Here is a 22,524-nt window from a genome sequence, read left to right on the forward strand (position 1 = left end):
GAAATCGACCTTCCTACCGGACGTGACATGACGCGACTCCCCAATCGCCGCCTGCTGGCCCTCGCCCTCGCCGCCGTCACCGGCGCTCCCGCCCTGGCCCAGGCAGCCGAGCCCTTCACTGTCAGCGACATCCGCGTGGATGGCCTGCAGCGCATCAGCTCGGGCACGGTATTCACCTACCTGCCGGTGGAGCGTGGCGAGACGGTCACCGACAACAAGGTCGGCGAGACCATCCGCGCCCTGTACAAGACCGGCTTCTTCGAAGACGTGCAGCTGGACCGCCAGGGCAGCATCCTGGTGGTGACCGTCAAGGAACGCCCGGCGATCAACAAGCTGACCGTGACCGGCAACAAGGACATCAAGTCCGAGCAGCTGCTCAAGGGCCTGTCCGACATCGGCCTGACCGAGGGCGGCACCTTCGATCGCCTGAGCCTGGACCGCGTGACCCAGGAACTGCGCCGCCAGTACAACGACCGCGGCAAGTACAACGTCGAGATCACCCCGACGGTGAGCCCGCTGGACCGCAACCGCGTGGACATCGCGATCGCCATCAAGGAAGGCAAGGCGGCCAAGATCCGTCACGTCAACCTGGTCGGCACCGAGAAGTTCGAGAGTAAGGACATCCTGGAGACCTGGGAGTCCAAGGAGCACAACTGGGCATCGTGGTACCGCCGTGACGACCAGTACTCCAAGGAAAAGCTGTCCGGCGACCTGGAAAAGCTCAATTCCTGGTACCTCGACCGCGGCTATGTCGACTTCAGCATTGATTCGACCCAGGTGTCGATCAGCCCCGACAAGCGCGACATGTTCCTCACCGCCGGCGTGACCGAAGGTGCGCAGTACAAGATCTCCGAGATCAAGGTCAGCGGCGACACGATCCTTCCGCAGGAGGACGTCGAGCGCATGGTGATCCAGAAGTCCGGCGACACGTTCTCGCGTGCGCTGCTGGAATTCAGCTCGGACACCATCACCAACTCGCTGTCCAACATCGGCTACGCGTTCGCCAAGGTGAACCCGATCCCGACCACCAACCGCCCCGAGCAGACCGTGGCGATCAACATGCAGGTCGTGCCCGGCCCGCGCGTGTCGGTGCGTCGCATCCTGTTCCGTGGCAACACGCGTACGTCCGACGAAGTGATGCGTCGCGAAATGCGCCAGTTCGAGAACAGCTGGTACTCGCAGGCCGCGATCGACCGCTCCAAGATCCGCCTGCAGCGCCTGGGCTACTTCGAGTCGGTGGACGTTGAAACCCCGGCCGTGAGCGGCAGCAACGACCAGGTCGACGTCGTCTACAACGTCAAGGAAACCACGTCCGGCAGCTTCGTGTTCGGCCTGGGCTACTCGCAGTCCTACGGCATGACCACCTCGGTGCAGCTGTCGCAGAACAACTTCCTCGGCGGCGGCAACCGCGTGTCGGTCGAAGCCTCGCGCAGCAGCTACCTGCAGCGCTACGGCTTCAGCTACACCAACCCGTACTTCACCGATGACGGCGTGTCGCTGGGCTACAACCTGTCCTGGCGCGAACTGGACTACTCCGACTTCAACACCGCGCAGTACAACAGCACCAATGGTTCGGCGCAGGTGGTGTTCGGCGTGCCGATCACCGAGACCGATACCGTCTCGCTGATGTTCGGCATCGACAGCAACCAGATCACCACCTACCAGGGTTCGACCCCGCAGTCGATCATCGACTACATCAACGCCGTCGGTAGGCGCACGTTCCATGCCTGGCGCACCGAGCTGGGCTGGGCGCGTGACTCGCGCAACGACTACTTCATGCCGACCCGCGGTACCTACCAGCGCATCGGCCTGGAAACCACGCTGCCGGGTTCGACCATCGAGTACTACAAGCTGAACTACCAGATCAGCAAGTACTGGCCGATCATGCCGTCGCTGGTGATCAACACCCGTGCCGAAGTGGGCTACGGCGATGCCTATGGCAACGACTACACCCGCACGCTGACCAACCCGGACGGCACCACCCGTACGGTGACCGCCAGCGGCCTGCCGTTCTTCGAGAACTTCTACGCCGGCGGTACCAACTCGGTGCGCGGCTTCGAAGACAACACCCTCGGCCCGCGCGAAGTCACCAACGGCTACCCGGAAGGCCAGCCGCTGGGTGGTTCGCTGAAGACCGTCGGTTCGGTCGAAGCCTACTTCCCGCGCCTGTTCGACAGCCCGTCGGCACGCGTGTCCGCCTTCGTCGACTTCGGTAACGTCTACAACGGCACCAAGAACTTCAAGGCCAACGAACTGCGCGTGTCCACCGGTGTGGCCCTGCTGTGGCGCGCCCCAGTCGGCCCGATCTCGATCAGCTACGCCTTCCCGCTGAAGAAGGAAGACGATGACAAGATCGAACGTCTGCAATTCACGTTCGGTGGCCAGTTCTGAGGAACGTCGTTCCTCAGAACTGATCCACCTCCGGTGAATTGCCCGCGCATTTCACCTATCCCCCGCGCCGTTGGCGCGCCCCCCTTAACGAAGGGGGGCTCTCCACCAGACGGGATGCGAAGCGCCGGGCTCTGCCCGGCGTTTTCGTTTGGCCTGGATGCCGGAAGCGCCCGCTCTGCTTTTGATCTTTTCTGTTTTTCCGTGGCTGGCACTCGCGCCACGCCCTCGGAGGTCGGACGGGGTGGGGCTGCGGGGGTGTGAGCCGCATGGATGCGGCGACCAAGGCTACATGGACGTACTTGCGCCGCCCCCCGCAGCCCCGCCCCGTCCGACCCAGCCCATGACACTGGCTCTGCCGGCCGCGAGGGGCCCTGCCGTTGGCTGCATGACCGCCCCGCATGACCGCAATGCCGTCACACGTTAAACTCCCGCCGTGAATACTCCCACCTACACCGCCCAGCAACTCGCCGAGCAGTTCGGCCTGCAGGTCCACGGCGACCCCGCCACCGCCATCCATGGCGTGGCCACCCTCGCCCATGCCGGTCCTGGCCAGCTGACCTTCCTCGCCAACCCGCGCTACCGCGCCCAACTGGCCGACAGCCAGGCCTCGCTGGTAGTCCTGCGTGCCGACGACGCCGAGGCCGCCCCCGGCGCCGCGCTCGTGGCCAAGGACCCGTACACCACCTTCGCCAAGATCGCCGCGCTGTTCGACATCGCGCCGACGCGCCCGCCCGGTATCCACCCCAGCGCCGTCATCGATCCCAGCGCGCAGGTCGCCGCCAGCGCGCATATCGGCCCGTTCGTCTCCGTCGGCGCACGCAGCGTGGTCGGCGAAAACTGCATCATCGGCACCGGCAGCGTGATCGGCGAAGACTGCAGCCTGGACAACGGCTGCGAGCTGATCGCGCGGGTCACCCTGGTCACCCGGGTCAAGCTCGGCAAGCGGGTTCGTGTGCATCCCGGTGCCGTGCTCGGCGCCGATGGCTTCGGCCTGGCCATGGACGCCGGCAAGTGGATCAAGGTGCCGCAGCTCGGCGGCGTGCGCATCGGCGATGACTGCGAGATCGGCGCCAACACCTGCGTCGACCGTGGTGCGCTGGAAGACACCGTGCTGGACGAAGACGTGCGCCTGGACAACCTGGTGCAGATCGCGCACAACGTGCAGATCGGTGCGCACTCGGCCATCGCCGGCTGCACCGGCATCGCCGGCAGCGCCAAGATCGGCCGCTACTGCCTGCTCGGCGGCCACGTTGGCGTGGTCGGCCACCTCGAGATCTGCGACAAGGTCGTGATCACCGGCAAGTCGGTGGTTCGCAATTCCATCCATGAGCCGGGCGAGTACTCGTCCGGCACCCCGTTGACCGACAACCGCACGTGGCGCAAGAACGCCGCGCGCTTCAAGCAGCTGGATGCATTGGCTCGCCGCGTCCTGGCTGCTGGCAAGGAGAAAGAATGAACGACACGCTGCAGCTTCCGATCGACGTCTGCCAGATCCAGGAACTGCTCCCGCACCGCTACCCGTTCCTGCTGGTGGACCGGGTGCTTGAGCTCGACATCGACGCCAAGCGCATCCTTGCGCAGAAGAACGTCAGCATCAACGAGCCGTTCTTCCAGGGCCACTTTCCGGGCCGCCCGATCATGCCCGGCGTGCTGATCATCGAAGCGCTGGCGCAGGCCGGTGGCGTGATGACCCAGCTCACGCTCGGCCGCGATGCGCAGTCCAAGCTGTTCTACATGGTCAAGGTGGAAAATGCCCGCTTCAACAAGCAGGTCGTTCCCGGCGACGTGCTGATGCTGGATGTGCAGATGAAGCGCCTGATCCGCAACATGGGCTGGTACTACGGCGAAGCCAAGGTCAACGGTGAAGTCGTTGCCTCGGCCGAAGTCATGTGCGCCGGCGCCAAGGGCTGATCCACTGGAGGCAGGAATGACTGACAACGCACCGCGGATCCACCCGACCGCCGTCATCGATCCGGCCGCGCGCCTGGCCGATGACGTCCAGGTGGGCGCGTTCACCCTGATCGGTGCCGATGTGGAAATCGGTGCCGGCACGGTGATCGGCCCCCACTGCAGCATCCACGGCCCGACGAAGATCGGCCGCGACAACCGCTTCATCGGCCACGCAGCCGTCGGTGGCGAACCGCAGGACAAGAAGTATGCAGGGGAGCGCACCGAGCTGGTGATCGGCGACCGCAATGTGTTCCGCGAGTTCGTCACGCTGAACCGTGGCACCGGCGGCGGCGGCGGCATCACCACCATCGGCGACGACAACTGGATGCTGGCCTACACGCACGTGGCGCATGACTGCCATGTCGGCAACTTCTGCGTGTTCTCCAACAACACCACCCTGGCCGGCCACGTGACCGTGGGTGACTACGTGATCATCAGCGGCTTCGCCGGGGCCCACCAGTTCTGCCGGATCGGCGCGCATGCCTTCCTCGGCATGGGCGCGCTGACCAATGGCGATGTTCCGCCGTTCACCATGGTCGGCACCGATTCGTTGGGCCGCCCGCGCGGCATCAACAGCGAAGGCCTGAAGCGCCGCGGCTTCGACGCCGAGCGCATTTCCGCCATCAAGCGTGCCTACCGCACGCTGTACGTGGCGGGCCTGCCACTGGCCGAAGCCAAGGTGCAGCTGACCGAACAGGCGCGCGACAGCGATGACGTGAAGGCCATGCTGGACTTCATCGAGCACGCCGAGAGGCCCTTGCTGCGATGAGCAGCACGACCGGCCAGGCGCCGGCCGGCGCCGCCGTGATTCCGCTGGCCTCGATGGCCGGCAGCGTCCCCGCGCAGCGGGTGCTCAGCGAGCGCCCATTGCGGATCGCACTGGTGGCCGGTGAGGCCTCCGGTGATCTGCTGGGTGCGGGCCTGGTGCGCGAGCTGAAGGCACGCTTTCCGAATGCCGAATTCGCCGGCATCGGTGGCGATGCCATGCGCAGCGCCGGCTGCCTGACCTGGCACGATGCCAGCGAGCTGGCGGTGATGGGCCTGACCGAAGTACTGCGCCACCTGCCACGCCTGCTCAAGCTGCGTTCCGCGTTCCGCCAGCGTGCGCTGGAATGGCAACCGGACGCGTTCATCGGCATCGACGCGCCCGACTTCAACCTGGGCATCGAACGCTGGCTGAAGCAGCGCGGCGTGCGCACCGTGCATTACGTGAGCCCCTCGGTCTGGGCCTGGCGCGAGAAGCGCGCCGAGAAGATCGGCAGCAGCGCTGACCTGGTGCTGTGCCTGTTCCCGATGGAACCCCCGATCTATGCCAAGCACGGCATCGACGCACGCTTCGTTGGCCATCCGATGGCCGATGACATCCCCCTGCAGGGCAACCGCGAGGAAGCGCGCGCCGCGCTTGGCCTGCCGACGTCGGCCAAGGTGCTGGCAGTGTTGCCAGGCAGCCGCCTGGGCGAAATCTCGCGCCTCGGTGAACCCTTCTTCGAAGCCGCCTGGCAGGTCTCCGAGCGCATCCCCGGCCTGCACGTGGTGGTGCCTGCCGCCAACCCCGCATGCAAGCGGCTGATCGAAGAGCAGCTGTCGCGCTCGGCGCTGCCGGTCGCGTACTCGCATGTGCTCGACGGCCAAGCGCGCAACGCCATGATCGCGGCTGACGTGGTGGTGCTGGCGTCCGGTACCGCGACCCTGGAGGCGATGCTGGTGAAGCGGCCGATGGTGGTCGGCTACCGTGTCAACGAGCTGACCTACCGTCTGGTCAAGGCATTCGGCCTGATCAAGGTCGACCGCTTCGCCCTGCCCAACATCCTGGCCGGCCAGGACCTGGCACCGGAGCTGATGCAGCATGACTGCACGCCGGACAAGCTGGCTGCGGCCATCCAGCAATGGTTCGACCACCCGCAGCGGGTGACCGACCTGCAGGACACCTATGCCCGCCTGCATGAGCGCCTGCGCCGCAATGCGTCGGCACGTGCCGCCGACGCCGTCGGCGAGCTGCTGATGCGCGACCAGGCCCAGGCATGAGCCGCCGCCACGCCGCAGCGGCCAGCCTGACCCTGTTCGATGGCGCGGCGGTGGTCGAGCCGGAGCGCCTGGTCGCCGGCGTCGACGAAGCCGGTCGTGGCCCGCTGGCCGGGCCGGTCGCGGTGGCGGCCGTGGTGTTCGACCCGGCACGGCCGCGCATCAACGGCCTGGACGATTCCAAGCAGCTGACCGCGGCGCGCCGCGAGCAGCTGCATGACCGCATCATCGCGCGCGCCCTGGCCTGGCATGTGGTGCTGGTGGACGTGGACACCATCGACCGTCTGAACATCTACCAGGCCACCCTGCAGGGCATGCGCGACGTGGTCGCAGCGGTCGCCCACGTGGCCGGCTTCGCGCGCATCGATGGCAACGTGGTGCCCAAGGGTCTGGTACTGCCGGCGCAGGCGCTGGTCGGCGGCGATGGCATCGACCGCGCGATCATGGCCGCCTCGATACTGGCCAAGGTCTCGCGCGACCGCTACATGCAGGAGGTGCATGCCCGCCATCCGCAGTACGGCTTCGAGCAGCACAAGGGCTACGGCACCCCGGCCCACCTGGCCGCCCTGCGCGAGCACGGCCCCTGCGTGGAGCACCGGCGCAGCTTCGCCCCGGTGCGCGAGTGCCTGGAAACAGCGCCAGCCCCCGCGATCACAGCCATCGCTTGAACAACGGCTGCCGGGTATCGTCCGGCGCTTTCACGGCAATGTGAACGCCTCCGCTGGCGCCGGGCCATGCCCGGCGACATTCGCGCAATCGGCGCACCGTCAAGTCCTTGTCGCTTCCCCCTGCCCTCGCTACCCTGACCGGGCACTCCAGCGCATCCCGACCCCGGCGACGATCTTCCGTCAGCACCCGGGGCCCGCGCGCTCCAACCTGGTCCGGCATGTCCAACTCCCGCTTCGTACATCTCCACGTCCACACCGAGTTCTCGCTGGCGGACTCGACCATCCGCGTGCCGGCCAAGCCCGACCAGGCGGACCCGAAGAAGGCCAAGCAGGCCAACCTGCTGTCGCGCTCGGTCGAGCTCGGCCTGCCCGCGCTGGCGGTGACCGACCTCAACAACCTGTTCGCCCTGGTCAAGTTCTACAAGGCCGCCGAAGGCGTGGGCATCAAGCCGATCGCCGGCGCCGACGTGCTGATCGCCGAGGAAGGCCAGGACCCGTGGCGGATGACCCTGCTGTGCCGCGACCGTGAGGGCTACCTGAGCCTGTCGCGCCTGCTGACCCGCGCCTGGATGGAAGGCCATCGCCCGGAAGGCGGCGTGGCAATCCACCCGGACTGGCTGAAGGCCGGCAACGCCAACCTGTTCGCACTCGCTGGCCGGCAGAGCCTGGCCGGGCGCCTGGCGTTGGACGGCAAGCATGAACTGGCCGAGCAGCAGCTGGCCGACTGGCAACGCGTGTTCGGCGACGGTCTGCACCTGGAGCTGACCCGCACCGGCCGCGAGGGCGAAGAAACCTTCAACCAGTTCGCGCTGATGGCCGCCGGCCAGCGTGGCCTGCCGGTGGTGGCCAGCAACGACGTGCGCTTCCTGTCGCCGACGGATTTCAGCGCGCACGAAGCGCGCGTGTGCATTTCCACCGGCCGCGTGCTGGACGACCCCAAGCGCCCGCGCGAATACAGCGACCAGCAGTACCTGAAGTCTGCCGAGGAGATGTGCGCGCTGTTCGCCGACATCCCCGATGCGATCGACAACACGCTGGCGCTGGCCGAGCGCTGCAACATCGAGATGCGGCTGGGCACCTACTTCCTGCCCAACTACCCGGTGCCGGACGACGAGACCCTGGACACCTGGATCCAGAAGATGTCGCGCGATGGCCTGGAAGAGCGCCTGGAGAAGAATCCACTGGCGCCGGGCAAGACCCGCGAAGAGTATTTCGAGCGCCTGGAGTTCGAGCTCAACACCATCATCAAGATGGGCTTCCCGGGCTACTTCCTGATCGTGGCCGACTTCATCCAATGGGGCAAGAACCAGGGCATCCCGATCGGTCCCGGCCGTGGTTCGGGTGCCGGTTCGCTGGTGGCGTGGGCGCTGAAGATCACCGACCTGGACCCGCTGCCGTACAACCTGCTGTTCGAGCGATTCCTCAATCCGGAACGCGTGTCGATGCCCGACTTCGACATCGACTTCTGCATGGACCGCCGCGACGAGGTGATCGACTACGTCGCGCGCAAGTACGGACGCGAGCGCGTCAGCCAGATCATCACCTACGGCACCATGGCCGCCAAGGCGGTGGTGCGCGACTCCGGCCGCGTGCTCGGTTTCCCGTACGGCCTGGTCGACGGTGTCTCCAAGCTGATCCCGAACATCCTCGGCATCCACCTGAAGGATGCGCTGGGCAAGGGCAAGGAAGGCCCGAGCTCGGAAATGGCGTCGGCCGAACTGATCCAGCGCTACGAGACCGAGGACGATGTCCGCGACCTGATCGATCTGGCGCTGCAGCTGGAAGACCTGACCCGCAACGCCGGCAAGCATGCCGGTGGCGTGGTGATCGGGCCGGAGCCGCTGAGCGAGTTCTGCCCGCTGTACGCCGAACACGACGAGAACGGCCTCGGCAAGAACCCGGTCACCCAGTTCGACAAGAACGACGTGGAAGAAGTCGGCCTGGTGAAGTTCGACTTCCTGGGCCTGCGCACGCTGACCATCATCGACTGGGCGGTGAAGGCGATCAACAAGCGCCATGAGCGCGCCGGCATCCCGCCGGTGGACATCGCCGCGATCCCGCTGGACGACACGCCCACCTACAAGGACATCTTCGCCAACGGCAACACCGGCGCGGTGTTCCAGTTCGAATCCTCGGGCATGCGCCGCCTGCTGAAGGACGCGCGCCCCGACCGTTTCGAAGACCTGATCGCGCTGGTGTCGCTGTACCGTCCCGGCCCGATGGACCTGATTCCGTCCTTCAACGCGCGTAAGCACGGCCAGGAAGAAATCATCTATCCCGATCCGCGCACCGAAGCGATCCTGAAGGACACCTACGGCATCATGGTGTACCAGGAGCAGGTGATGCAGATGGCGCAGATCGTCGGCGGCTACTCGCTGGGCGGCGCCGACCTGCTGCGCCGCGCGATGGGCAAGAAGGTGCCGGCCGAAATGGCCAAGCACCGCGAGATCTTCCGCGAAGGCGCGGCCAAGGACGGCGTGGACGAGGCCAAGGCCGACGCGATCTTCGACCTGATGGAGAAGTTCGCCGGCTACGGCTTCAACAAGTCGCACGCCGCTGCCTACGCGCTGGTCAGCTACCAGACCGCATGGCTGAAGCGCCATTACCCGGCCGAGTTCATGGCGGCCACGCTGTCCTCGGACCTGGACAACACCGAGAAGGTGGTCGGCTTCCTCGACGAGGTGCGCAACCTCGGCCTGACCGTGCTGCCGCCGAAGGTGAACCACTCCGCCTTCATGTTCGAAGCCGTGACCCCGGACACCATCCAGTACGGGCTTGGCGCGATCAAGGGCGTCGGCCAGGGTGCCTGCGAGGCCGTCGTGGACGAGCGCCTGAAGGGTGGCGACTACAAGGACCTGCTCGACTTCTGCACCCGCGTCGGCTCGGCCAAGCTCAACCGGCGCACGCTGGAAGCGATGATCAACTGCGGCGCACTGGATGAGCTCGGGCATAACCGCGCCTCGCTGATGCTGCAGCTGCCGGAAGTGATCAAGGCCACCGACCAGATGGCGCGCGAACGTGCGTCCGGGCAGAACTCGCTGTTCGGCGGCCCCGACCCGAGCGCGACCACGATCCAGCTGGACCTGCCCGAAGCCGAGGAATGGCCGCTGCTGCAGCGCCTGAACGGCGAGCGCGACACGCTGGGCTTCTACCTCAGCGGCCACCCGTTCGATCCCTGGCGCGACGATGTGCGCGACCTGGTCGGCAACGACCTGGGCTCGGTGGAGAAGATCTGGAGCGCCAACAGCGGTGGCGGTGGCGGCGGCGAAAAGCGCTGGCGCCCGGAAGTGCAAACCGTGCTGGCCGGCCAGGTGGTCGGCGTGCGCCGCAAGGGTGAGAGCCAGATCTTCATCCAGCTCGAGGACGGCCGTGGCCGCGTCGAGTGCAGCGCGTTCTCCGACGCGATGGCCGAGTTCGGCCACCTGATGACCAAGGACCGCATCCTGGTGGTCAAGGGTGGCCTGCGCGAGGACGAATTCAACGGTGGCTTCGCGCTGCGCATCCGCCAGTGCTGGGACTTCGACGAAGTCTGCGCCAACTACGCCACCCGGCTCTCGCTGCGCCTGGACCTGCGCCAGCAGCGCCCGGTCTGGGAGCGCATCGACGCCCTGCTCGACCGCCATCGCCCCGGCCGCACGCCGCTGCGCCTGGACCTGCTGCTGAAGGGGCCGCACGGCGGCGTCGCCGGCATGCTCGATGTGTCCGGGCAGAGCGCGGTACGCATCGATTCCAAGCTGATGGAGGCGCTGCGCGCCGACCCGGCCGTGCGCACCCTGAAGGTGCGCTACAGCCCGCCGTGGGCCAGCTGAAGCTGGCTCCCTGGTTTTGCTGAACCCCCTGCTTTCCCGTTCCATGTATCAAGGACGATTGCCGATGAAGACCCTGCTGTTCCCGTTCGCCGCCGCTCTGGCCCTGGCCGCCTGTTCGCCCTCGAAGGTCGAGTTCCAGATCGACAACCCGACCGACACGCCGCTGGCACTGAGCATCGATGGCAAGGACCTGCCGGTGGCCGCACAGGGCTCGCGCCCGATTTCGCTGGCCGTCGGCGAACATCGCCTGCACACCGAAAAGCTCGGCGACGTGCGCTTCATCGTCTACGTCGACGGTCGTGGCGGCCTGATCAATCCGACCCTCAGCGAGTACGTGATCGCCCGCGAGATCTATGTCACCGACGAGAGCAAGATGAAGAACTTCGGCACCGGCAAGGCCGGCATCGAGCTGGGCGGCGTCGACTTCGAAGGCCCGTTCGAGAAGCGCCACGACCTGTTCATCGACAAGACCTGGACCTACGGCGTGCGCGAACCGTTCCCCAAGGAAAAGGTGGTCGCCCACGTCGATTCCAGCGGCGGCCAGATCGTGGCCAAGGTGTTCACCGCGCCGGACTTCATCGCTTACGTGGAAGAAGGCATGGGCGAGCCCGGTGCGTTCAAGCGCGAGCAGCCGGCCGGCTACGTGGCCCCGGCGTTCAGCCTGGAACCGGCCCCGGCCAGCCTGCCGGCGCTGGTGCCGGCCTTCGAGGCGCATGCCGCGCCGCTGCGTGAGGTCTATGCGCGCTGGCTGAAGGCCACCACCGCCGATGAACAGAAGGCCCTGCGCAAGCAGGACTTCGCCGCGCAGATGGCCTTCACCTCGGCCACCGCCACCCTGGGCAGCGGGCTGGGCCGGGAGGCCAACGAGGCCTACAACGACTTCGTTTCCCAGCGCAGCCAGCTGATGGGCCGCAGCGCCCTGGTGGTGCCCTGAGCTGACTGGCGCCCCCTGCCCGGCTGCGCTACCGTCGCCTTCCAGACGAAGGCGTACGGGTGGTTTGCACGCATTCGGATAGAATTCCCCTCTTCTTTACACGACGGCTTCCGATGAATCCGAACTACCTCGACTTCGAGCAACCCATCGCCGACCTGGAAGCCAAGATCCAGGAACTGCGCAACGCCAGTGCCGGGCCGGCGGTCAATGTCGAGGCGGAAGTGCACGCGCTGCAGGACAAGCTGCGCATGCGCACCGCGCAGATCTTCCGCAACCTGACCTCGTGGCAGGTGCTGCAGCTGGCCCGTCATCCGTCGCGCCCGTACACCGCAGACTACCTCCGCGTCATGTTCGATGAGTTCCAGGAGCTGGCCGGCGACCGTGCCTTCGCCGACGACAAGGCCATCATGGGTGGCCTGGCACGCATCAATGGCCGTGCAGTGATGGTGATCGGCCACCAGAAGGGCCGTGACACCAAGGAAAAGATCAAGCGCAACTTCGGCATGCCCAAGCCGGAGGGCTACCGCAAGGCCCTGCGCCTGATGAAGATGGCCGAGCGCTTCGGCCTGCCGGTGCTGACCCTGATCGACACCGCCGGCGCCTGGCCGGGCATCGATGCCGAATCGCGTGGCCAGTCCGAAGCGATCGCACGCAACCTGATCGAGATGGCCGAACTGAAGGTGCCGATCATCTGCACCGTGATCGGTGAAGGTGGCTCCGGCGGCGCGCTGGCGCTGGGCGTGGGCGACCGCACCGTGATGCTGGAGTACTCGGTGTACTCGACCATCACCCCGGAAGGCTGCGCCTCGATCCTGTGGAAGGATGCCGGCAAGGCCAAGGATGCCGCCGAACAGCTGGGCCTGACCGCCCCGCGCCTGAAGAGCCTGGGCCTGGTCGACAAGGTCGTGCGCGAGCCGACCGGTGGCGCCCACCGCAACCCGACGCAGATGGCCAAGCGCCTGAAGGCGGTGCTGCTGAACGAACTGGACGCGCTGGACAAGCTGTCCACCGAGCAGCTGCTGGAACAGCGCTACGCCCGCCTGCGCAGCTACGGCACGTACGAAGCGGCCTGATTCATCGGCTTGTTACTTTCTTGCTCGTGCAAGAAAGTAACCAAAGAACACGCCGCCGAACGCGAGCCGGTGCCTTGCACCGGTTCCCTGCGCTTCTCGGTGAATCAGGGGACGGCGCGCAGAAGTCAGCCGACTAGCAGTCGGCACTACAGGACATCAGCGCCTCTTCGCCCCTGTTTCACCTGCGATGCTCGGCTCGCTCATGGCGGACCTGAACATCAAAAGCCACAGCTGCACCCAGTAGATCCACGCCACGCGTGGATGCCTCTGCTTTGGCGAAGAATCACGCGGACCCGTAGAGCCAAGCATGGCTCTACGGATAGCGGGATCTCAGAATGGCTTGGCCAGCACCAGCCACACGATCGGGATGAAGGCCAGCAGCGGGATCTCGTTGATCCAGCGCAGCGCGCGCGACGACGGCAGCGCCCTGCCCTTGGCCACGCCCTTGAGCAGGCGCCCGATCCAGCTGAAGTACACCAGCAGCAGCACCACCAGCCCCAGCTTGGCATGCAGCCAACCGGCGCCGCCCGAGGCAACCATCGTCGGGAAATCCGGAATGACCTTGTAGCCCAGCCACAGCACCAGGCCCAGCAGGAACGCCAGGCCGAACATCGAGTGGCCGAAACGGTACAGGCGCAGGCCCATCAGCTGCAGGCGCTCGGTCACCGCCGGCTGGCCAGCGGTCTCGGCCAGGTTCACCAGGATGCGCGGCAGATAGAACACCGTGGCCATCCACGCCACCACGAACACGATGTGGAAGGTCTTGACCCAGTAATAGCTCTGCATGCGCTCGCTCCGGTGGCTGGCGTAGGTTGGCGGCCATTCTCGCATGCCGTGACAAGGCCGCCGCAGGCACGCACGCCGCGACACATCGACGCATGGCACGCCGCAACGCCGTACGATAAGCGCCGTTTTCCCCGATCGTGCACCGCCCCATGGACAAGACCTACGACGCCGCCTATTTCCAACGCTGGTACCGCCGTGCCGACATCGGCGGCAGCGCCCGCCTGGCGCGCAAGGTCGCGTTGGCCGTGGCCAGCGCCGAGTACTATCTGGAGCGACCGATCCGCAGCGTGCTGGACATCGGCTGCGGCGAAGGCGCCTGGCGCGCGCCGCTGCTGAAGCTGCGTCCGAAGGTCGAATACCTCGGCTTCGACAGCAGCGAGTACGCTGTGCGCCGCTACGGCCGCACCCGCAACCTGCACCTGGCCCGCTTCGGTGATTTCGCCTGGCTGCGGCCCTGCGCCCCGGTCGACCTGCTGATCTGCTCGGACGTGATGCACTACGTGCCCGACCGTGAGCTGCGTGCCGGACTGGCCGGCGTGGCGGAGCTGACCGGCGGCGTGGCCTTCCTGGAGACCTTCGCCGCCGAGGACGCGTTCGAGGGCGACCACGAAGGTTTCCAGGCCCGCCCGGCGCGCTGGTACCGGCGTGAACTGGCCCGGCAGGGCCTGCAGGCGGTAGGGTCGCATTGCTGGCTCGGCCCCGCCCTGGCAGGCGATACGGCCGCGCTGGAGCGGATGTGAATCCGGATTCATTATTTTCAGACAACTTAACCTGCGGGACACCCGGATGGGATATGCTGCGCGGCAACATATGACCATACATATTCGGTCGTCATGCTCTATCAACTGCACGAACTGACCCGCAACCTGCTCGCCCCCTGGGTGCACCAGGCCCAGGCCAACGCCAGGTTCTTCGCCAACCAGGGCCACTGGTGGTCGCAGATGCCCGGCGCTGATCGCCTGGCGGCGGTCAATGAACTCTTCCATCGCATCGGCAAGGATTACGAGAAGCCCGAGTGGGGCATCAACGAAATCGACGTCGATGGCGAGCGCGTGCCGATCGTCGTGCACGAGGAAGTGAGCAAGCCGTTCTGCAAGCTGCTGCGCTTCAAGCGCCACAGCAATGAAGCCGACCAGCTGCACACCATGCTCAACCAGCCGTTCGTGCTGGTGGTGGCGCCGCTGTCCGGCCACCACGCCACGCTGCTGCGCGACACCGTGCGCACGCTGCTGCGCGACCACCGCGTGTATGTGACCGACTGGGTCGACGCGCGCATGGTGCCGGCCAGCGAAGGCGAGTTCGGCCTGGACGACTACATCGCCTACATCCAGGAGTTCATCCGCCACCTCGGCGTGGAGCGCCTGCACGTGGTCAGCGTGTGCCAGCCGACCGTGCCGGTGCTGGCCGCGGTTTCGCTGATGGCCAGCCGTGGCGAACCGACGCCGCGCACGCTGGTGATGATGGGTGGCCCGATCGACGCGCGCTGCAGCCCGACCGCAGTGAACAACCTGGCCACGCAGAACCCGCTGTCGTGGTTCGAGAACAACGTCATCCACACCGTGCCGGCCAGCTATCCCGGCGCCGGTCGTCGCGTGTACCCGGGCTTCCTGCAGCACGCCGGCTTCCTGTCGATGAACCCGAGCCGCCACTTCAGCTCGCACTGGGACTTCTACACCGACCTGGTCAAGGGCGACCTGGAAGACGCCGACGCACACCGTCGTTTCTACGACGAGTACAACGCGGTGCTGGACATGCCCGCCAAGTACTACCTGGATACTATTTCCGTGGTGTTCCAGGACTTCCTGCTGCCGCGTGGCGAGTGGGTGGTCAACGGCGAGAAGGTCGATCCGTCGGCGATCCGCGATACCGCGCTGCTGAGCATCGAAGGCGAGCTGGACGACATCGCCGGCCTCGGCCAGACCGAAGCGGCGCAGGCGCTGTGCACCGGCATCGACGCTGACCGCCGCGAGCATTTCATCGTCGAAGGTGCCGGTCACTACGGCATCTTCAGCGGCCGTCGCTGGCGCGAAGTGGTGTACCCGAAGGTGCGCGATTTCTTCGCCGCGCATGCCGAAGCACCGGCGGCGAAGGCCACGAAGAAGAAGAGCAACGTCACCCCGTTGCGCCGCAAGGCGGGGTAAACCGCCCAGGGTGGGTACCGACCTTGGTCGGTACGCCCTGGTAGATGCCAACCTTGGTTGGCGCTCTACCCTGAATCCCGGTATCTGAAGGATTGTGCCAACCAAGGTTGGCACCTACCAAAGCGAATTCCGCCAAGCGCCCCTGCACTGATGGATCATGCCAACCAAGGTTGGCACCTACCAGAGCGAAGCCTACCGAAGCGTGGATTCCCGCTTACAGCCGCACGAGCAGGTTCTTGGCGATCAGCCCGTGCAGCTTGCCGATCCCGCGTGCCAGGTGCAGGGTCAGCACCAGCAGCAACGCGCCCACGGCCGCCACCACGATCGCCACCAGCGGCGAGGCCGCCATCGGCAGCACGTTCATGCCGTCGACGTACACACCCGGAATGTCGCCACTGAAGATCGCCGCGACCGGTGCCCAGATCAGGCCCAGCGACAGCGACAGCAGCGTCACCGCGATGGTGAAGTAGATGATGCCCAGCGGCAGCATCAGCACGAAGTACAGCAGGGTCAGCCAGGTGCGGCCGTCGGTGAACATGTCGCCGATGCGCTGCAGCCACGTGCGGCTGCGGTCGGTGTAACGCGGGCGGCGCGGCATGCGCTCGCCCAGCAGTGCTTCCACCAGCCGCCCCTCCAGCAGCGCCAGCCCGCGCACCGAGCCGAAGAACAGCACGGTCAGCGGAATGCCGATGATCAGGATCAGCAGGCCCAGCGACAGCGACAGGCCGGTCACCACCCAGGTGAAGAAGAAGATGCCGGTGGCCAGCGACAGCAGCATGTAGAACAGCGCGCCATAAGTGTGTGGATCGGTCACCACACCGAAGAAGCGCGTCAGCAGCGAGCGCTGCACCGGCACCGGCGGCGGTGCGGCCGGCTCGACGCCACTGGCTTCCGCCGCAGCACGCAGCACCGGCGCGGTATCCGCACGTGGTGTGCGCAACGCGCGATTAACCGTCACTTCGGTCTCGCGGTAGATTTCGGCTACCTCGTCCGGCGCACCGTAGCTGCCGGCAACGTCGGCGATCACCTCGGCCTCGCTGCGGCCGGGCTGCGCCGCCAGCTCCGAGCGCAGGTATTCCTCGGCGTCGTACAGCGCGTCCTGCACCATCGCCGGGTCGGCGCCTTCCAGCGCCGCGCGCAGCTGCGCCAGGTACTGCGGAATGGTGGTCGGCAGGGCACTGCCTGCCAGGCTCGGGTCGTTCATTGTGGTACCCCCTCCAACACGGAATCGACGGAATCGCGGGTGGCCTGCCAGGCCTGGCGCCATTGCGCCAACACCTCGCGGCCACGTTCATTGATGCGGTAGTAGCGCCGCGGCGGCCCGCTGCTGGACGGCTCCACATGGCTTTCCAGCAGGCCGGCGCCCTCCAGATTGCGCAGCACCGGGTACAGCGCGCTCTGCTTGCCGCTCAGCACGCCCTCGCCCACCCGCTCCAGCTCCTTGGCAATGAGGTAGCCGTACAGCGGCTCCCCGGCCCGGGCCAGCACCGCCAGCAGGGCCAGCGACACCGTTCCGGCGCTGAGCTCCTTCTGGAACTTCTTCAGCTGGACATCGTCCTCGGACATGACCGGCCCTCCACTACGTTGAAGTCCACAGTAGTGCGAAGTTCGGTATAGCGAATGTGTCGTTAGTCACTCTGCCGGTTGGCGTGGCCGGGCCGCTCGCGCAGAATCGAGGCCTCGTTCATGTTCCGGGGATCCCATGCCGCACCGTCATCGCCTTGCCCTGACCGCCCTCGCCCTGTCCTGCCTGCTGCCCGCCATGGCCAGTGCGGCCACGCCCTACCGCAGCCCGCAGCAGATCCTCGATGCGTCGGCGGCCAGCGACTGGCGCGCGCCGGACCCGGCCAACCTGCTGTACATGGACCTGCCGGCCGGGCGGGTGATCATCGAGCTGGCGCCGCAGTTCGCACCGCGCCATGTCGCCAACATCCAGACCTTCGCCCACGAGCACTTCTGGGACGGCACCAGCATCTACCGTTCGCAGGACAACTTCGTGGTGCAGTTCGGCGATGCTGACGCCGATGACGCCGCCAAGGCCAAGCCGTTCGGCAGTGCCGCGCGCAAGCTGCCGGCTGAATTCGAACGCGCCAGCGCCGGCCTGAAGGTCAGCGTGCTGCCGGATCGCGATGGCTGGGCCGCACAGACCGGTTTCGCCGACGGCTTCCCGGTCGGCCAGGACCCGCAGGCCGGCAAGGCCTGGCTGGCGCATTGCTACGGCATGCTCGGCGCTGGCCGCAGCAACGAGGAAGACAGCAGCATCGGCGCCGAACTCTATGTGGTGACCGGTCAGTCGCCGCGCCAGCTGGACCGCAACATCACCCTGGTCGGCCGCGTGCTGAAGGGCATGGAGCTGCTCAGCGCGACCCCGCGCGGCCCGGCGCCGATGGGCTTCTACACCGACCCGAAGCTGCGTACGCCGATCGTGTCGATCCGCCGCGCCAGCGATGTGCCGGCGGCCGAGCGCACGCCGATCCAGGTGCTGCGCACCGATTCGAAGACCTTCGCCGATACAGTGGAGGCGCGGCGCAATCGCGTGGATGATTTCTACAAGCGCCCGGCGGGGCATATCGATCTTTGCAATGTTCCGGTGCCGGTGAAGTAACGCCGTTGCGGGTTCTGCGCGTGGCGCGTGCTGAAGGTGCTTCATCGTTCATGGGCGTTACTTTTCTTTTCGCGCGAAAAGAAAAGTAACCAAAAGAAACGCGCCGCCAGGTCGCGAGCCGCCGTGCTTCGCACGCCGGTCCCCTGCGCTTCTCGGTGAATCAGGGGACGGCGCGAGGAAGTCAGCCGACTAGCAGTCGGCTCTACAGGACATCGCCGCCTCTTCGCCCCTGATTCCCCTGCGATGCTCGGCTCGCTCAAGGCGGACTGGAAGGTCAAGATCAACCGCAAAAGCATCCACGCATGGCGTGGATCTACTGGGTGCAGCTGTGGCCTTTGATCTGGGTCCGCCTTGAGCGAGCCGAGCACCGCAGGTCCGGCGAGGGCGAAGAGGCGCGGGTGTCTGAGCGCAGCGAGTTCCCGCGCCGTCCCTCGACGGGCCGAGGAGCGCAGGGTACCGGTGCGCAGCACCGGCTCGCGACCTGGCGGCGCGTTTCTTTTGGTTACTTTTCTTTTCGCGCGAAAAGAAAAGTGACGCCCATGAACGATGAAGCGCCTTCAGCACGCGCCACGTGCAAAACACCTCAACCCTTCTGACTCACCGCCACGCTACCCAGAATCAACGCACCCGCAATCAGCATCTGCAGCGTCACCGGCTCACCCAGGAACAACCACGCGAACGCAGCGCCGAACAGCGGAATCAGATAGGTCACGGTCGACGCACGCGACGGGCCGATACGGCCGATCAAACGATAGAACATCAGGAACGCCAGCCCGGTGCAGGCCACGCCAAGCGCGATCGCTGCGCCCCAGGCCTTGGCCGGAATCGCCGCCTGCGGCCAATGGCTGACCGCCATCGGCAGCATCCACAGCGAGGCACACGACAGCGTTGCCGCCGCCGCGGCCGCCGACGGCAGGCCGGTCATGTGCCGCTTCACCAGGTTCACGCCCAGGCCGTACAGCAACGAAGCCGCCGCACCGGCCAGCACCGCGGTGCCGATGCTCAGGCCGGAGACCTTGGCAGTGGCCAGCACCACCACGCCGGCGAAGCCGACCAGCAGCGCGCCCGCACGGCGCATGCCGATCTTCTCGCCGAAGAACAGGAAGGCGATCAGCGCGGCGAACAGCACGGTCATCGCATTGCAGATCGCACCGATCGCGGCCGGTGCCTGTTCGGCGGCATAGGCGAACAGCACGAACGGCAGCGCCGAGTTGATCAGGCCGATCGGTGCCAGCCACAGCCAGCGCCGCGGCGGGAACTGTGCGCGGGCGCGCCACAGGAACGGCAGCAGCACCAGCGCGCCCAGCACCAGCCGCACCTCGACCAGCGCGAACGGGCCGAACGACGGCACCGCCACCCGCATGAACAGGAACGAGCAGCCCCAGATGGCGCCCAGCAGGGTCAATTCCAGCGGCGTGCGCCAGTCGCGCTCGGCCGCCTGTGGGACCGCATTCATGCCCTGCCTCCGTCCATCGTCTGTTCCTCGCCAAGGCAGACAGGATCGGGCGCAGACGCCCGCCGCACAAGCGCGTAGTATCGCTGCCAGCCACAAATATGGTTTGAGGCTGGACATGCAGCTACGCCCTTCCCTGCTCCCCGCACTGGCCGTGTTCGCGGTTGCAGCGCGCCACCAGAACTTCGCCCAGGCCGCCCAGGAGCTGCACCTGACCGCCAGCGCGGTCAGCCACCATGTGCGCCGGCTGGAGGAGGTGCTGGAAACCCGGCTGTTCCTGCGCCACGCCCGCGGCGTGCGCCTGACTGCCGAGGGCCGGCAGCTGGCCGACGCCGCCAGCGCCGCCTTCTCCGATGTCGCGGCCGTCGCCCATCACCTGCAGCCGGATGCCGACAGCGTGCCGCTGCGGATCACCACGCTGCGCTCGCTGTCCTACTGCTGGCTGTTGCCACGGCTGCCACGCTTCACCCAGGCCCATCCGCACATCCGCATCGAACTGCACACGGGCAGCGGTCTGGACCGCTACGACGACAACGGTCCGGAGGTCGGCATCCGCTATGGCCTGGGCCAGTGGCCAGGCCTGCGTGCACAGCACCTGATGGATGACTACCTGTTCCCGGTGGCCTCGCCGGCGCTGGCCGGGGTCGAAACGCTGGTCGATCCGGCGCGCATCGCCGACCTGCCGCTGCTGACCGATCTGTCGCCGCAGGGCTGGCGCGACTGGTTCCGCCACGCGGGTGTGCGTCCACCGTCGCCGCTGCCGCCGATGCATACCTTTGCCGACAGCACCGATGCGATGCGTGCCGCGGTGTACGGCATGGGCACGGTGCTGGCACGTACCCATATCGCGCAGCCCTACCTGCAGCGCTACGAGGTGGTACGCCTGCCCGGCCCGGCGCTGAAAGCGCGCTATGCGTATCACGTGGTGCATGCCGAAGGGCAACCGCCGAGCCACGCCGCGCGCCTGTTCATCGACTGGTTGCTGGAGCAGGCGCAGGACGAACGCACGCCGATTCCCGCATTGCCGGACAGCCTGCTCGGGCGCCCGGCCACGCACGGCTGACTGCGCCCTCACCCGTTCTTTGCTTCACGCTGGCTAGGCTGCTCGCGAACCCACAACGTACCTATGCCATGGCCATGCTGCGACTGCGCATCACCGGAACCGAAGACGACGCCCGTGCCATCAGCGACCTGCTGCTCGGCCTGGACGGCATCGAACATGTCGAGGAAACCGACGACCTGATGCCGCACATGGACGACGACGATTCCAGTTCGGCCGGGCTGTCCGATGACATCGGCCCGGGCATCCACGAACTGGAAGTGGAAGTCGGCAATGAAAGCACCGCGCAGAAGGTGCGCGATGCCGTGCAGGAACTGGCACTGGAGCTGGACGTGTTCGTCGAGTACGAGACCGACGAGGGCTGATGCCGGCGGGTTGCCGGCATCAACCTTCACCTCAGAGGCTGGGCGGCAGCCTGCGGCGGCGGCGACGCCACCACGCCCGCACACCCCAGGCCGCGATCAACGCCAGCACCGCTACCGGCAACAACGCGGCGGCAGCGCGGATCAGGAACGCCACGCTGGTGCTGAGGATGCTGCCCGATTCACTCAGCGCTTCGCCGATCTCGCTGCGGCTGCGCTGGCCCGAGGTGGTATCGAAGTGCATCGTGACCAGCTGGGTATCGATGCGGCGGCGTTGCTGCGCCGAATCCTTGTTGGCCTGTTCGACGCCCGCTTCGATCTCCGACAGGCGCGTGGTGATCGCCATCAGGTCCTCGATCTTCAGGTCCTTGCGATCCTGGTAGGACAGCAGCCGCGCGTGTTCCTTCTCCAACCGCGCCTTGGTCAGTGCGGTGTCGGCGACCTGCTGCGCGAGATCTTCGGCGCGCGTGTTACGCGACTGCAGCGTGCCCCCCTCACCGGCCATCGCGATCAGTGGCTCGGTGCCCTTCGGCGCGATGCGTACCTTGACCTCACCGCTGGGTTGCTCGCCACTGCGTTGATCGACCTGCAGAACCGCGCAGTCACCGAACTTCGCGCTCTGGCAGGCCTGCGCCACCTGCTGGATGCGCACAGCGATCTGCGCCGCTTCCAGCTGGATCTGCACGTCATGCTCGTAGGCCAGGAACGCACCTTCCGGCGAAGCGACAGCAGCATCGGCAGCGGCCGCACCCGCCTCCTGCGCCCTCTCGCCGTTCTTGGCACAGGCCGCCAGCGCCAGCAGCAGCACCGGCATTGCCACCACACGCGTCCACGCGCGCAGCGGCGTCACAGTGCCGCTCCGTCGTAGGACATCACCGCCAGCGTGGCCAGGTCCACCTGCGGTACGCAGCGCACGTTCACCGCCACCATCGGCGTACCGGTGCGCGGGTCCACCGCTTCGCTGTAGGGGGCAACGCCGCACTCGCGGCAGTGGTGATGATCGATATGGGCTTTGTTGAAGTGGTAGGTGGCCACGTCCGCGGGATTGGTGCTCAGCTGGAACGCCTCGCGCGGGGCAAACCACAGCAGGCTGCCGCGGCGACGGCACATCGAGCAGTTGCAGTCGATGACGTCGCTGATCGGCGCCCCGGCCTGTACGGTGAATGCGATCCTGCCGCAATGGCAGCTTCCCTGGTATTCCATGTTCTGCGCTCCTTTGGAGGGTCCTTGTCTGCGCCCATGGTAATCCTATGGCACGGGGACAAAGCAG

General features: G+C 66.7%; 21 protein-coding genes. 15 read left to right on the plus strand and 6 right to left on the minus strand.

Translation table 11 applies throughout. The features are described from left to right. The first annotated feature begins 27 nt into the window (after positions 1 to 27). The 9 genes from bamA (at position 28) to ACX9OT_RS11590 (ending at position 12,847) form a co-directional block, all read left to right on the plus strand. Complete coding sequence (bamA, locus tag ACX9OT_RS11550) at positions 28 to 2,391, plus strand: outer membrane protein assembly factor BamA (RefSeq protein ID WP_049463624.1); 2,364 nt, start codon at positions 28 to 30, stop codon at positions 2,389 to 2,391. Between the two features lie 433 nt (positions 2,392 to 2,824). Continuing rightward, positions 2,825 to 3,847: a UDP-3-O-(3-hydroxymyristoyl)glucosamine N-acyltransferase gene (gene lpxD, locus ACX9OT_RS11555; protein WP_010486339.1), complete on the plus strand. Its 1,023-nt coding sequence runs from the start codon at positions 2,825 to 2,827 to the stop codon at positions 3,845 to 3,847. After that, positions 3,844 to 4,302 carry a 3-hydroxyacyl-ACP dehydratase FabZ gene (gene fabZ / locus ACX9OT_RS11560; protein ID WP_005408737.1) on the plus strand — a complete coding sequence of 153 codons (459 nt, stop codon included), beginning with the start codon at positions 3,844 to 3,846 and terminating at the stop codon, positions 4,300 to 4,302. Before lpxD ends, fabZ begins: the two co-directional genes overlap by 4 nt. 16 nt (positions 4,303 to 4,318) lie before the next feature. Next, positions 4,319 to 5,110: an acyl-ACP--UDP-N-acetylglucosamine O-acyltransferase gene (lpxA, locus tag ACX9OT_RS11565; RefSeq protein ID WP_032128327.1), complete on the plus strand. Its 792-nt coding sequence runs from the start codon at positions 4,319 to 4,321 to the stop codon at positions 5,108 to 5,110. Positions 5,111 to 5,163: 53 nt separating this feature from the next. Next, positions 5,164 to 6,366: a lipid-A-disaccharide synthase gene (lpxB, locus tag ACX9OT_RS11570; protein WP_132811118.1), complete on the plus strand. Its 1,203-nt coding sequence runs from the start codon at positions 5,164 to 5,166 to the stop codon at positions 6,364 to 6,366. Next, positions 6,363 to 7,031 carry a ribonuclease HII gene (locus ACX9OT_RS11575; RefSeq protein WP_459002162.1) on the plus strand — a complete coding sequence of 223 codons (669 nt, stop codon included), beginning with the start codon at positions 6,363 to 6,365 and terminating at the stop codon, positions 7,029 to 7,031. The genes lpxB and ACX9OT_RS11575 overlap by 4 nt, the downstream gene beginning before the upstream one ends. 218 nt (positions 7,032 to 7,249) lie before the next feature. Continuing rightward, positions 7,250 to 10,840, plus strand: a complete 3,591-nt coding sequence (gene dnaE, locus ACX9OT_RS11580) for a DNA polymerase III subunit alpha (RefSeq protein ID WP_121503847.1) — start codon at positions 7,250 to 7,252, stop codon at positions 10,838 to 10,840. A gap of 64 nt (positions 10,841 to 10,904) precedes the next feature. After that, on the plus strand, positions 10,905 to 11,774 hold the full coding sequence (locus tag ACX9OT_RS11585; RefSeq protein ID WP_459002164.1) for a hypothetical protein: 870 nt from the start codon (positions 10,905 to 10,907) through the stop codon (positions 11,772 to 11,774). 113 nt (positions 11,775 to 11,887) lie between these two features. Further along, complete coding sequence (locus ACX9OT_RS11590; RefSeq protein WP_032128332.1) at positions 11,888 to 12,847, plus strand: acetyl-CoA carboxylase carboxyltransferase subunit alpha; 960 nt, start codon at positions 11,888 to 11,890, stop codon at positions 12,845 to 12,847. A 330-nt stretch (positions 12,848 to 13,177) separates the two neighbouring features. Here ACX9OT_RS11590 and ACX9OT_RS11595 read toward each other — a convergent pair whose 3' ends face one another. After that, the gene (locus ACX9OT_RS11595) at positions 13,178 to 13,633 is read right to left on the minus strand and encodes a CopD family protein (protein ID WP_032128333.1); all 456 of its coding nucleotides are present in this window, start codon (positions 13,631 to 13,633) and stop codon (positions 13,178 to 13,180) included. 149 nt (positions 13,634 to 13,782) lie between these two features. Between ACX9OT_RS11595 and ACX9OT_RS11600 the strand changes: the two genes are divergently transcribed. Together ACX9OT_RS11600 and ACX9OT_RS11605 are read left to right on the plus strand one after the other, a co-directional pair. Next, positions 13,783 to 14,373, plus strand: coding sequence for a class I SAM-dependent DNA methyltransferase (locus tag ACX9OT_RS11600; RefSeq protein ID WP_459002167.1), 591 nt, complete (start codon positions 13,783 to 13,785; stop codon positions 14,371 to 14,373). A gap of 93 nt (positions 14,374 to 14,466) precedes the next feature. After that, positions 14,467 to 15,774: a polyhydroxyalkanoate depolymerase gene (locus ACX9OT_RS11605; RefSeq protein WP_110711697.1), complete on the plus strand. Its 1,308-nt coding sequence runs from the start codon at positions 14,467 to 14,469 to the stop codon at positions 15,772 to 15,774. 214 nt (positions 15,775 to 15,988) lie between these two features. On the opposite strand, the gene ACX9OT_RS11610 is transcribed toward ACX9OT_RS11605, so the two are convergent. Both ACX9OT_RS11610 and ACX9OT_RS11615 read right to left on the minus strand, forming a co-directional pair. Beyond that, positions 15,989 to 16,978, minus strand: coding sequence for a sensor domain-containing protein (locus ACX9OT_RS11610; protein ID WP_459002169.1), 990 nt, complete (start codon positions 16,976 to 16,978; stop codon positions 15,989 to 15,991). Next, positions 16,975 to 17,340 (minus strand): PadR family transcriptional regulator, encoded by a 366-nt coding sequence (locus ACX9OT_RS11615; protein ID WP_032128337.1) that lies wholly within the window; start codon positions 17,338 to 17,340, stop codon positions 16,975 to 16,977. Before ACX9OT_RS11615 ends, ACX9OT_RS11610 begins: the two co-directional genes overlap by 4 nt. Before the next feature lie 136 nt (positions 17,341 to 17,476). Between ACX9OT_RS11615 and ACX9OT_RS11620 the strand changes: the two genes are divergently transcribed. After that, positions 17,477 to 18,379: a peptidylprolyl isomerase gene (locus ACX9OT_RS11620; RefSeq protein ID WP_459002172.1), complete on the plus strand. Its 903-nt coding sequence runs from the start codon at positions 17,477 to 17,479 to the stop codon at positions 18,377 to 18,379. Positions 18,380 to 18,681: 302 nt separating this feature from the next. Then, positions 18,682 to 18,975 carry a hypothetical protein gene (locus ACX9OT_RS11625; protein WP_459002174.1) on the plus strand — a complete coding sequence of 98 codons (294 nt, stop codon included), beginning with the start codon at positions 18,682 to 18,684 and terminating at the stop codon, positions 18,973 to 18,975. On the opposite strand, the gene ACX9OT_RS11630 is transcribed toward ACX9OT_RS11625, so the two are convergent. Next, positions 18,963 to 19,835, minus strand: a complete 873-nt coding sequence (locus tag ACX9OT_RS11630) for a DMT family transporter (RefSeq protein ID WP_032128339.1) — start codon at positions 19,833 to 19,835, stop codon at positions 18,963 to 18,965. The two genes, ACX9OT_RS11625 and ACX9OT_RS11630, sit on opposite strands and share 13 nt — an antisense overlap. Before the next feature lie 115 nt (positions 19,836 to 19,950). Here ACX9OT_RS11630 and ACX9OT_RS11635 point away from each other — a divergent pair, with 115 nt between their 5' ends. Continuing rightward, positions 19,951 to 20,895 carry a LysR substrate-binding domain-containing protein gene (locus ACX9OT_RS11635; RefSeq protein WP_189719839.1) on the plus strand — a complete coding sequence of 315 codons (945 nt, stop codon included), beginning with the start codon at positions 19,951 to 19,953 and terminating at the stop codon, positions 20,893 to 20,895. Between the two features lie 68 nt (positions 20,896 to 20,963). Continuing rightward, the gene (locus tag ACX9OT_RS11640; protein WP_005415831.1) at positions 20,964 to 21,257 is read left to right on the plus strand and encodes a hypothetical protein; all 294 of its coding nucleotides are present in this window, start codon (positions 20,964 to 20,966) and stop codon (positions 21,255 to 21,257) included. 31 nt (positions 21,258 to 21,288) lie between these two features. On the opposite strand, the gene ACX9OT_RS11645 is transcribed toward ACX9OT_RS11640, so the two are convergent. Both ACX9OT_RS11645 and ACX9OT_RS11650 read right to left on the minus strand, forming a co-directional pair. Further along, positions 21,289 to 22,068 (minus strand): DUF4349 domain-containing protein, encoded by a 780-nt coding sequence (locus ACX9OT_RS11645; protein WP_177179510.1) that lies wholly within the window; start codon positions 22,066 to 22,068, stop codon positions 21,289 to 21,291. Positions 22,069 to 22,100: 32 nt separating this feature from the next. Then, positions 22,101 to 22,457 carry a GFA family protein gene (locus ACX9OT_RS11650; protein ID WP_458075504.1) on the minus strand — a complete coding sequence of 119 codons (357 nt, stop codon included), beginning with the start codon at positions 22,455 to 22,457 and terminating at the stop codon, positions 22,101 to 22,103. Between the last annotated feature and the right edge of the window lie 67 nt (positions 22,458 to 22,524).

It is taken from the genome of Stenotrophomonas genospecies 3 (assembly GCF_054473855.1).

Excerpts from the sequence above, each read along its gene's own strand:
- ACX9OT_RS11650 (WP_458075504.1), bottom strand. The coding sequence starts at position 22,457 with ATGGAATACCAGGGAAGCTGCCATTGCGGCAGGATCGCATTCACCGTA.
- ACX9OT_RS11620 (WP_459002172.1), top strand. The coding sequence starts at position 17,477 with ATGCCGCACCGTCATCGCCTTGCCCTGACCGCCCTCGCCCTGTCCTGC.
- ACX9OT_RS11610 (WP_459002169.1), bottom strand. The coding sequence starts at position 16,978 with ATGAACGACCCGAGCCTGGCAGGCAGTGCCCTGCCGACCACCATTCCG.
- bamA (WP_049463624.1), top strand. The coding sequence starts at position 28 with ATGACGCGACTCCCCAATCGCCGCCTGCTGGCCCTCGCCCTCGCCGCC.
- fabZ (WP_005408737.1), top strand. The coding sequence starts at position 3,844 with ATGAACGACACGCTGCAGCTTCCGATCGACGTCTGCCAGATCCAGGAA.
- ACX9OT_RS11635 (WP_189719839.1), top strand. The coding sequence starts at position 19,951 with ATGCAGCTACGCCCTTCCCTGCTCCCCGCACTGGCCGTGTTCGCGGTT.
- ACX9OT_RS11645 (WP_177179510.1), bottom strand. The coding sequence starts at position 22,068 with ATGCCGGTGCTGCTGCTGGCGCTGGCGGCCTGTGCCAAGAACGGCGAG.
- ACX9OT_RS11625 (WP_459002174.1), top strand. The coding sequence starts at position 18,682 with ATGGCGTGGATCTACTGGGTGCAGCTGTGGCCTTTGATCTGGGTCCGC.
- lpxA (WP_032128327.1), top strand. The coding sequence starts at position 4,319 with ATGACTGACAACGCACCGCGGATCCACCCGACCGCCGTCATCGATCCG.
- dnaE (WP_121503847.1), top strand. The coding sequence starts at position 7,250 with ATGTCCAACTCCCGCTTCGTACATCTCCACGTCCACACCGAGTTCTCG.
- lpxB (WP_132811118.1), top strand. The coding sequence starts at position 5,164 with ATGGCCGGCAGCGTCCCCGCGCAGCGGGTGCTCAGCGAGCGCCCATTG.
- ACX9OT_RS11615 (WP_032128337.1), bottom strand. The coding sequence starts at position 17,340 with ATGTCCGAGGACGATGTCCAGCTGAAGAAGTTCCAGAAGGAGCTCAGC.
- ACX9OT_RS11585 (WP_459002164.1), top strand. The coding sequence starts at position 10,905 with ATGAAGACCCTGCTGTTCCCGTTCGCCGCCGCTCTGGCCCTGGCCGCC.
- ACX9OT_RS11575 (WP_459002162.1), top strand. The coding sequence starts at position 6,363 with ATGAGCCGCCGCCACGCCGCAGCGGCCAGCCTGACCCTGTTCGATGGC.
- ACX9OT_RS11605 (WP_110711697.1), top strand. The coding sequence starts at position 14,467 with ATGCTCTATCAACTGCACGAACTGACCCGCAACCTGCTCGCCCCCTGG.
- ACX9OT_RS11600 (WP_459002167.1), top strand. The coding sequence starts at position 13,783 with ATGGACAAGACCTACGACGCCGCCTATTTCCAACGCTGGTACCGCCGT.
- ACX9OT_RS11630 (WP_032128339.1), bottom strand. The coding sequence starts at position 19,835 with ATGAATGCGGTCCCACAGGCGGCCGAGCGCGACTGGCGCACGCCGCTG.
- ACX9OT_RS11595 (WP_032128333.1), bottom strand. The coding sequence starts at position 13,633 with ATGCAGAGCTATTACTGGGTCAAGACCTTCCACATCGTGTTCGTGGTG.
- ACX9OT_RS11640 (WP_005415831.1), top strand. The coding sequence starts at position 20,964 with ATGGCCATGCTGCGACTGCGCATCACCGGAACCGAAGACGACGCCCGT.
- ACX9OT_RS11590 (WP_032128332.1), top strand. The coding sequence starts at position 11,888 with ATGAATCCGAACTACCTCGACTTCGAGCAACCCATCGCCGACCTGGAA.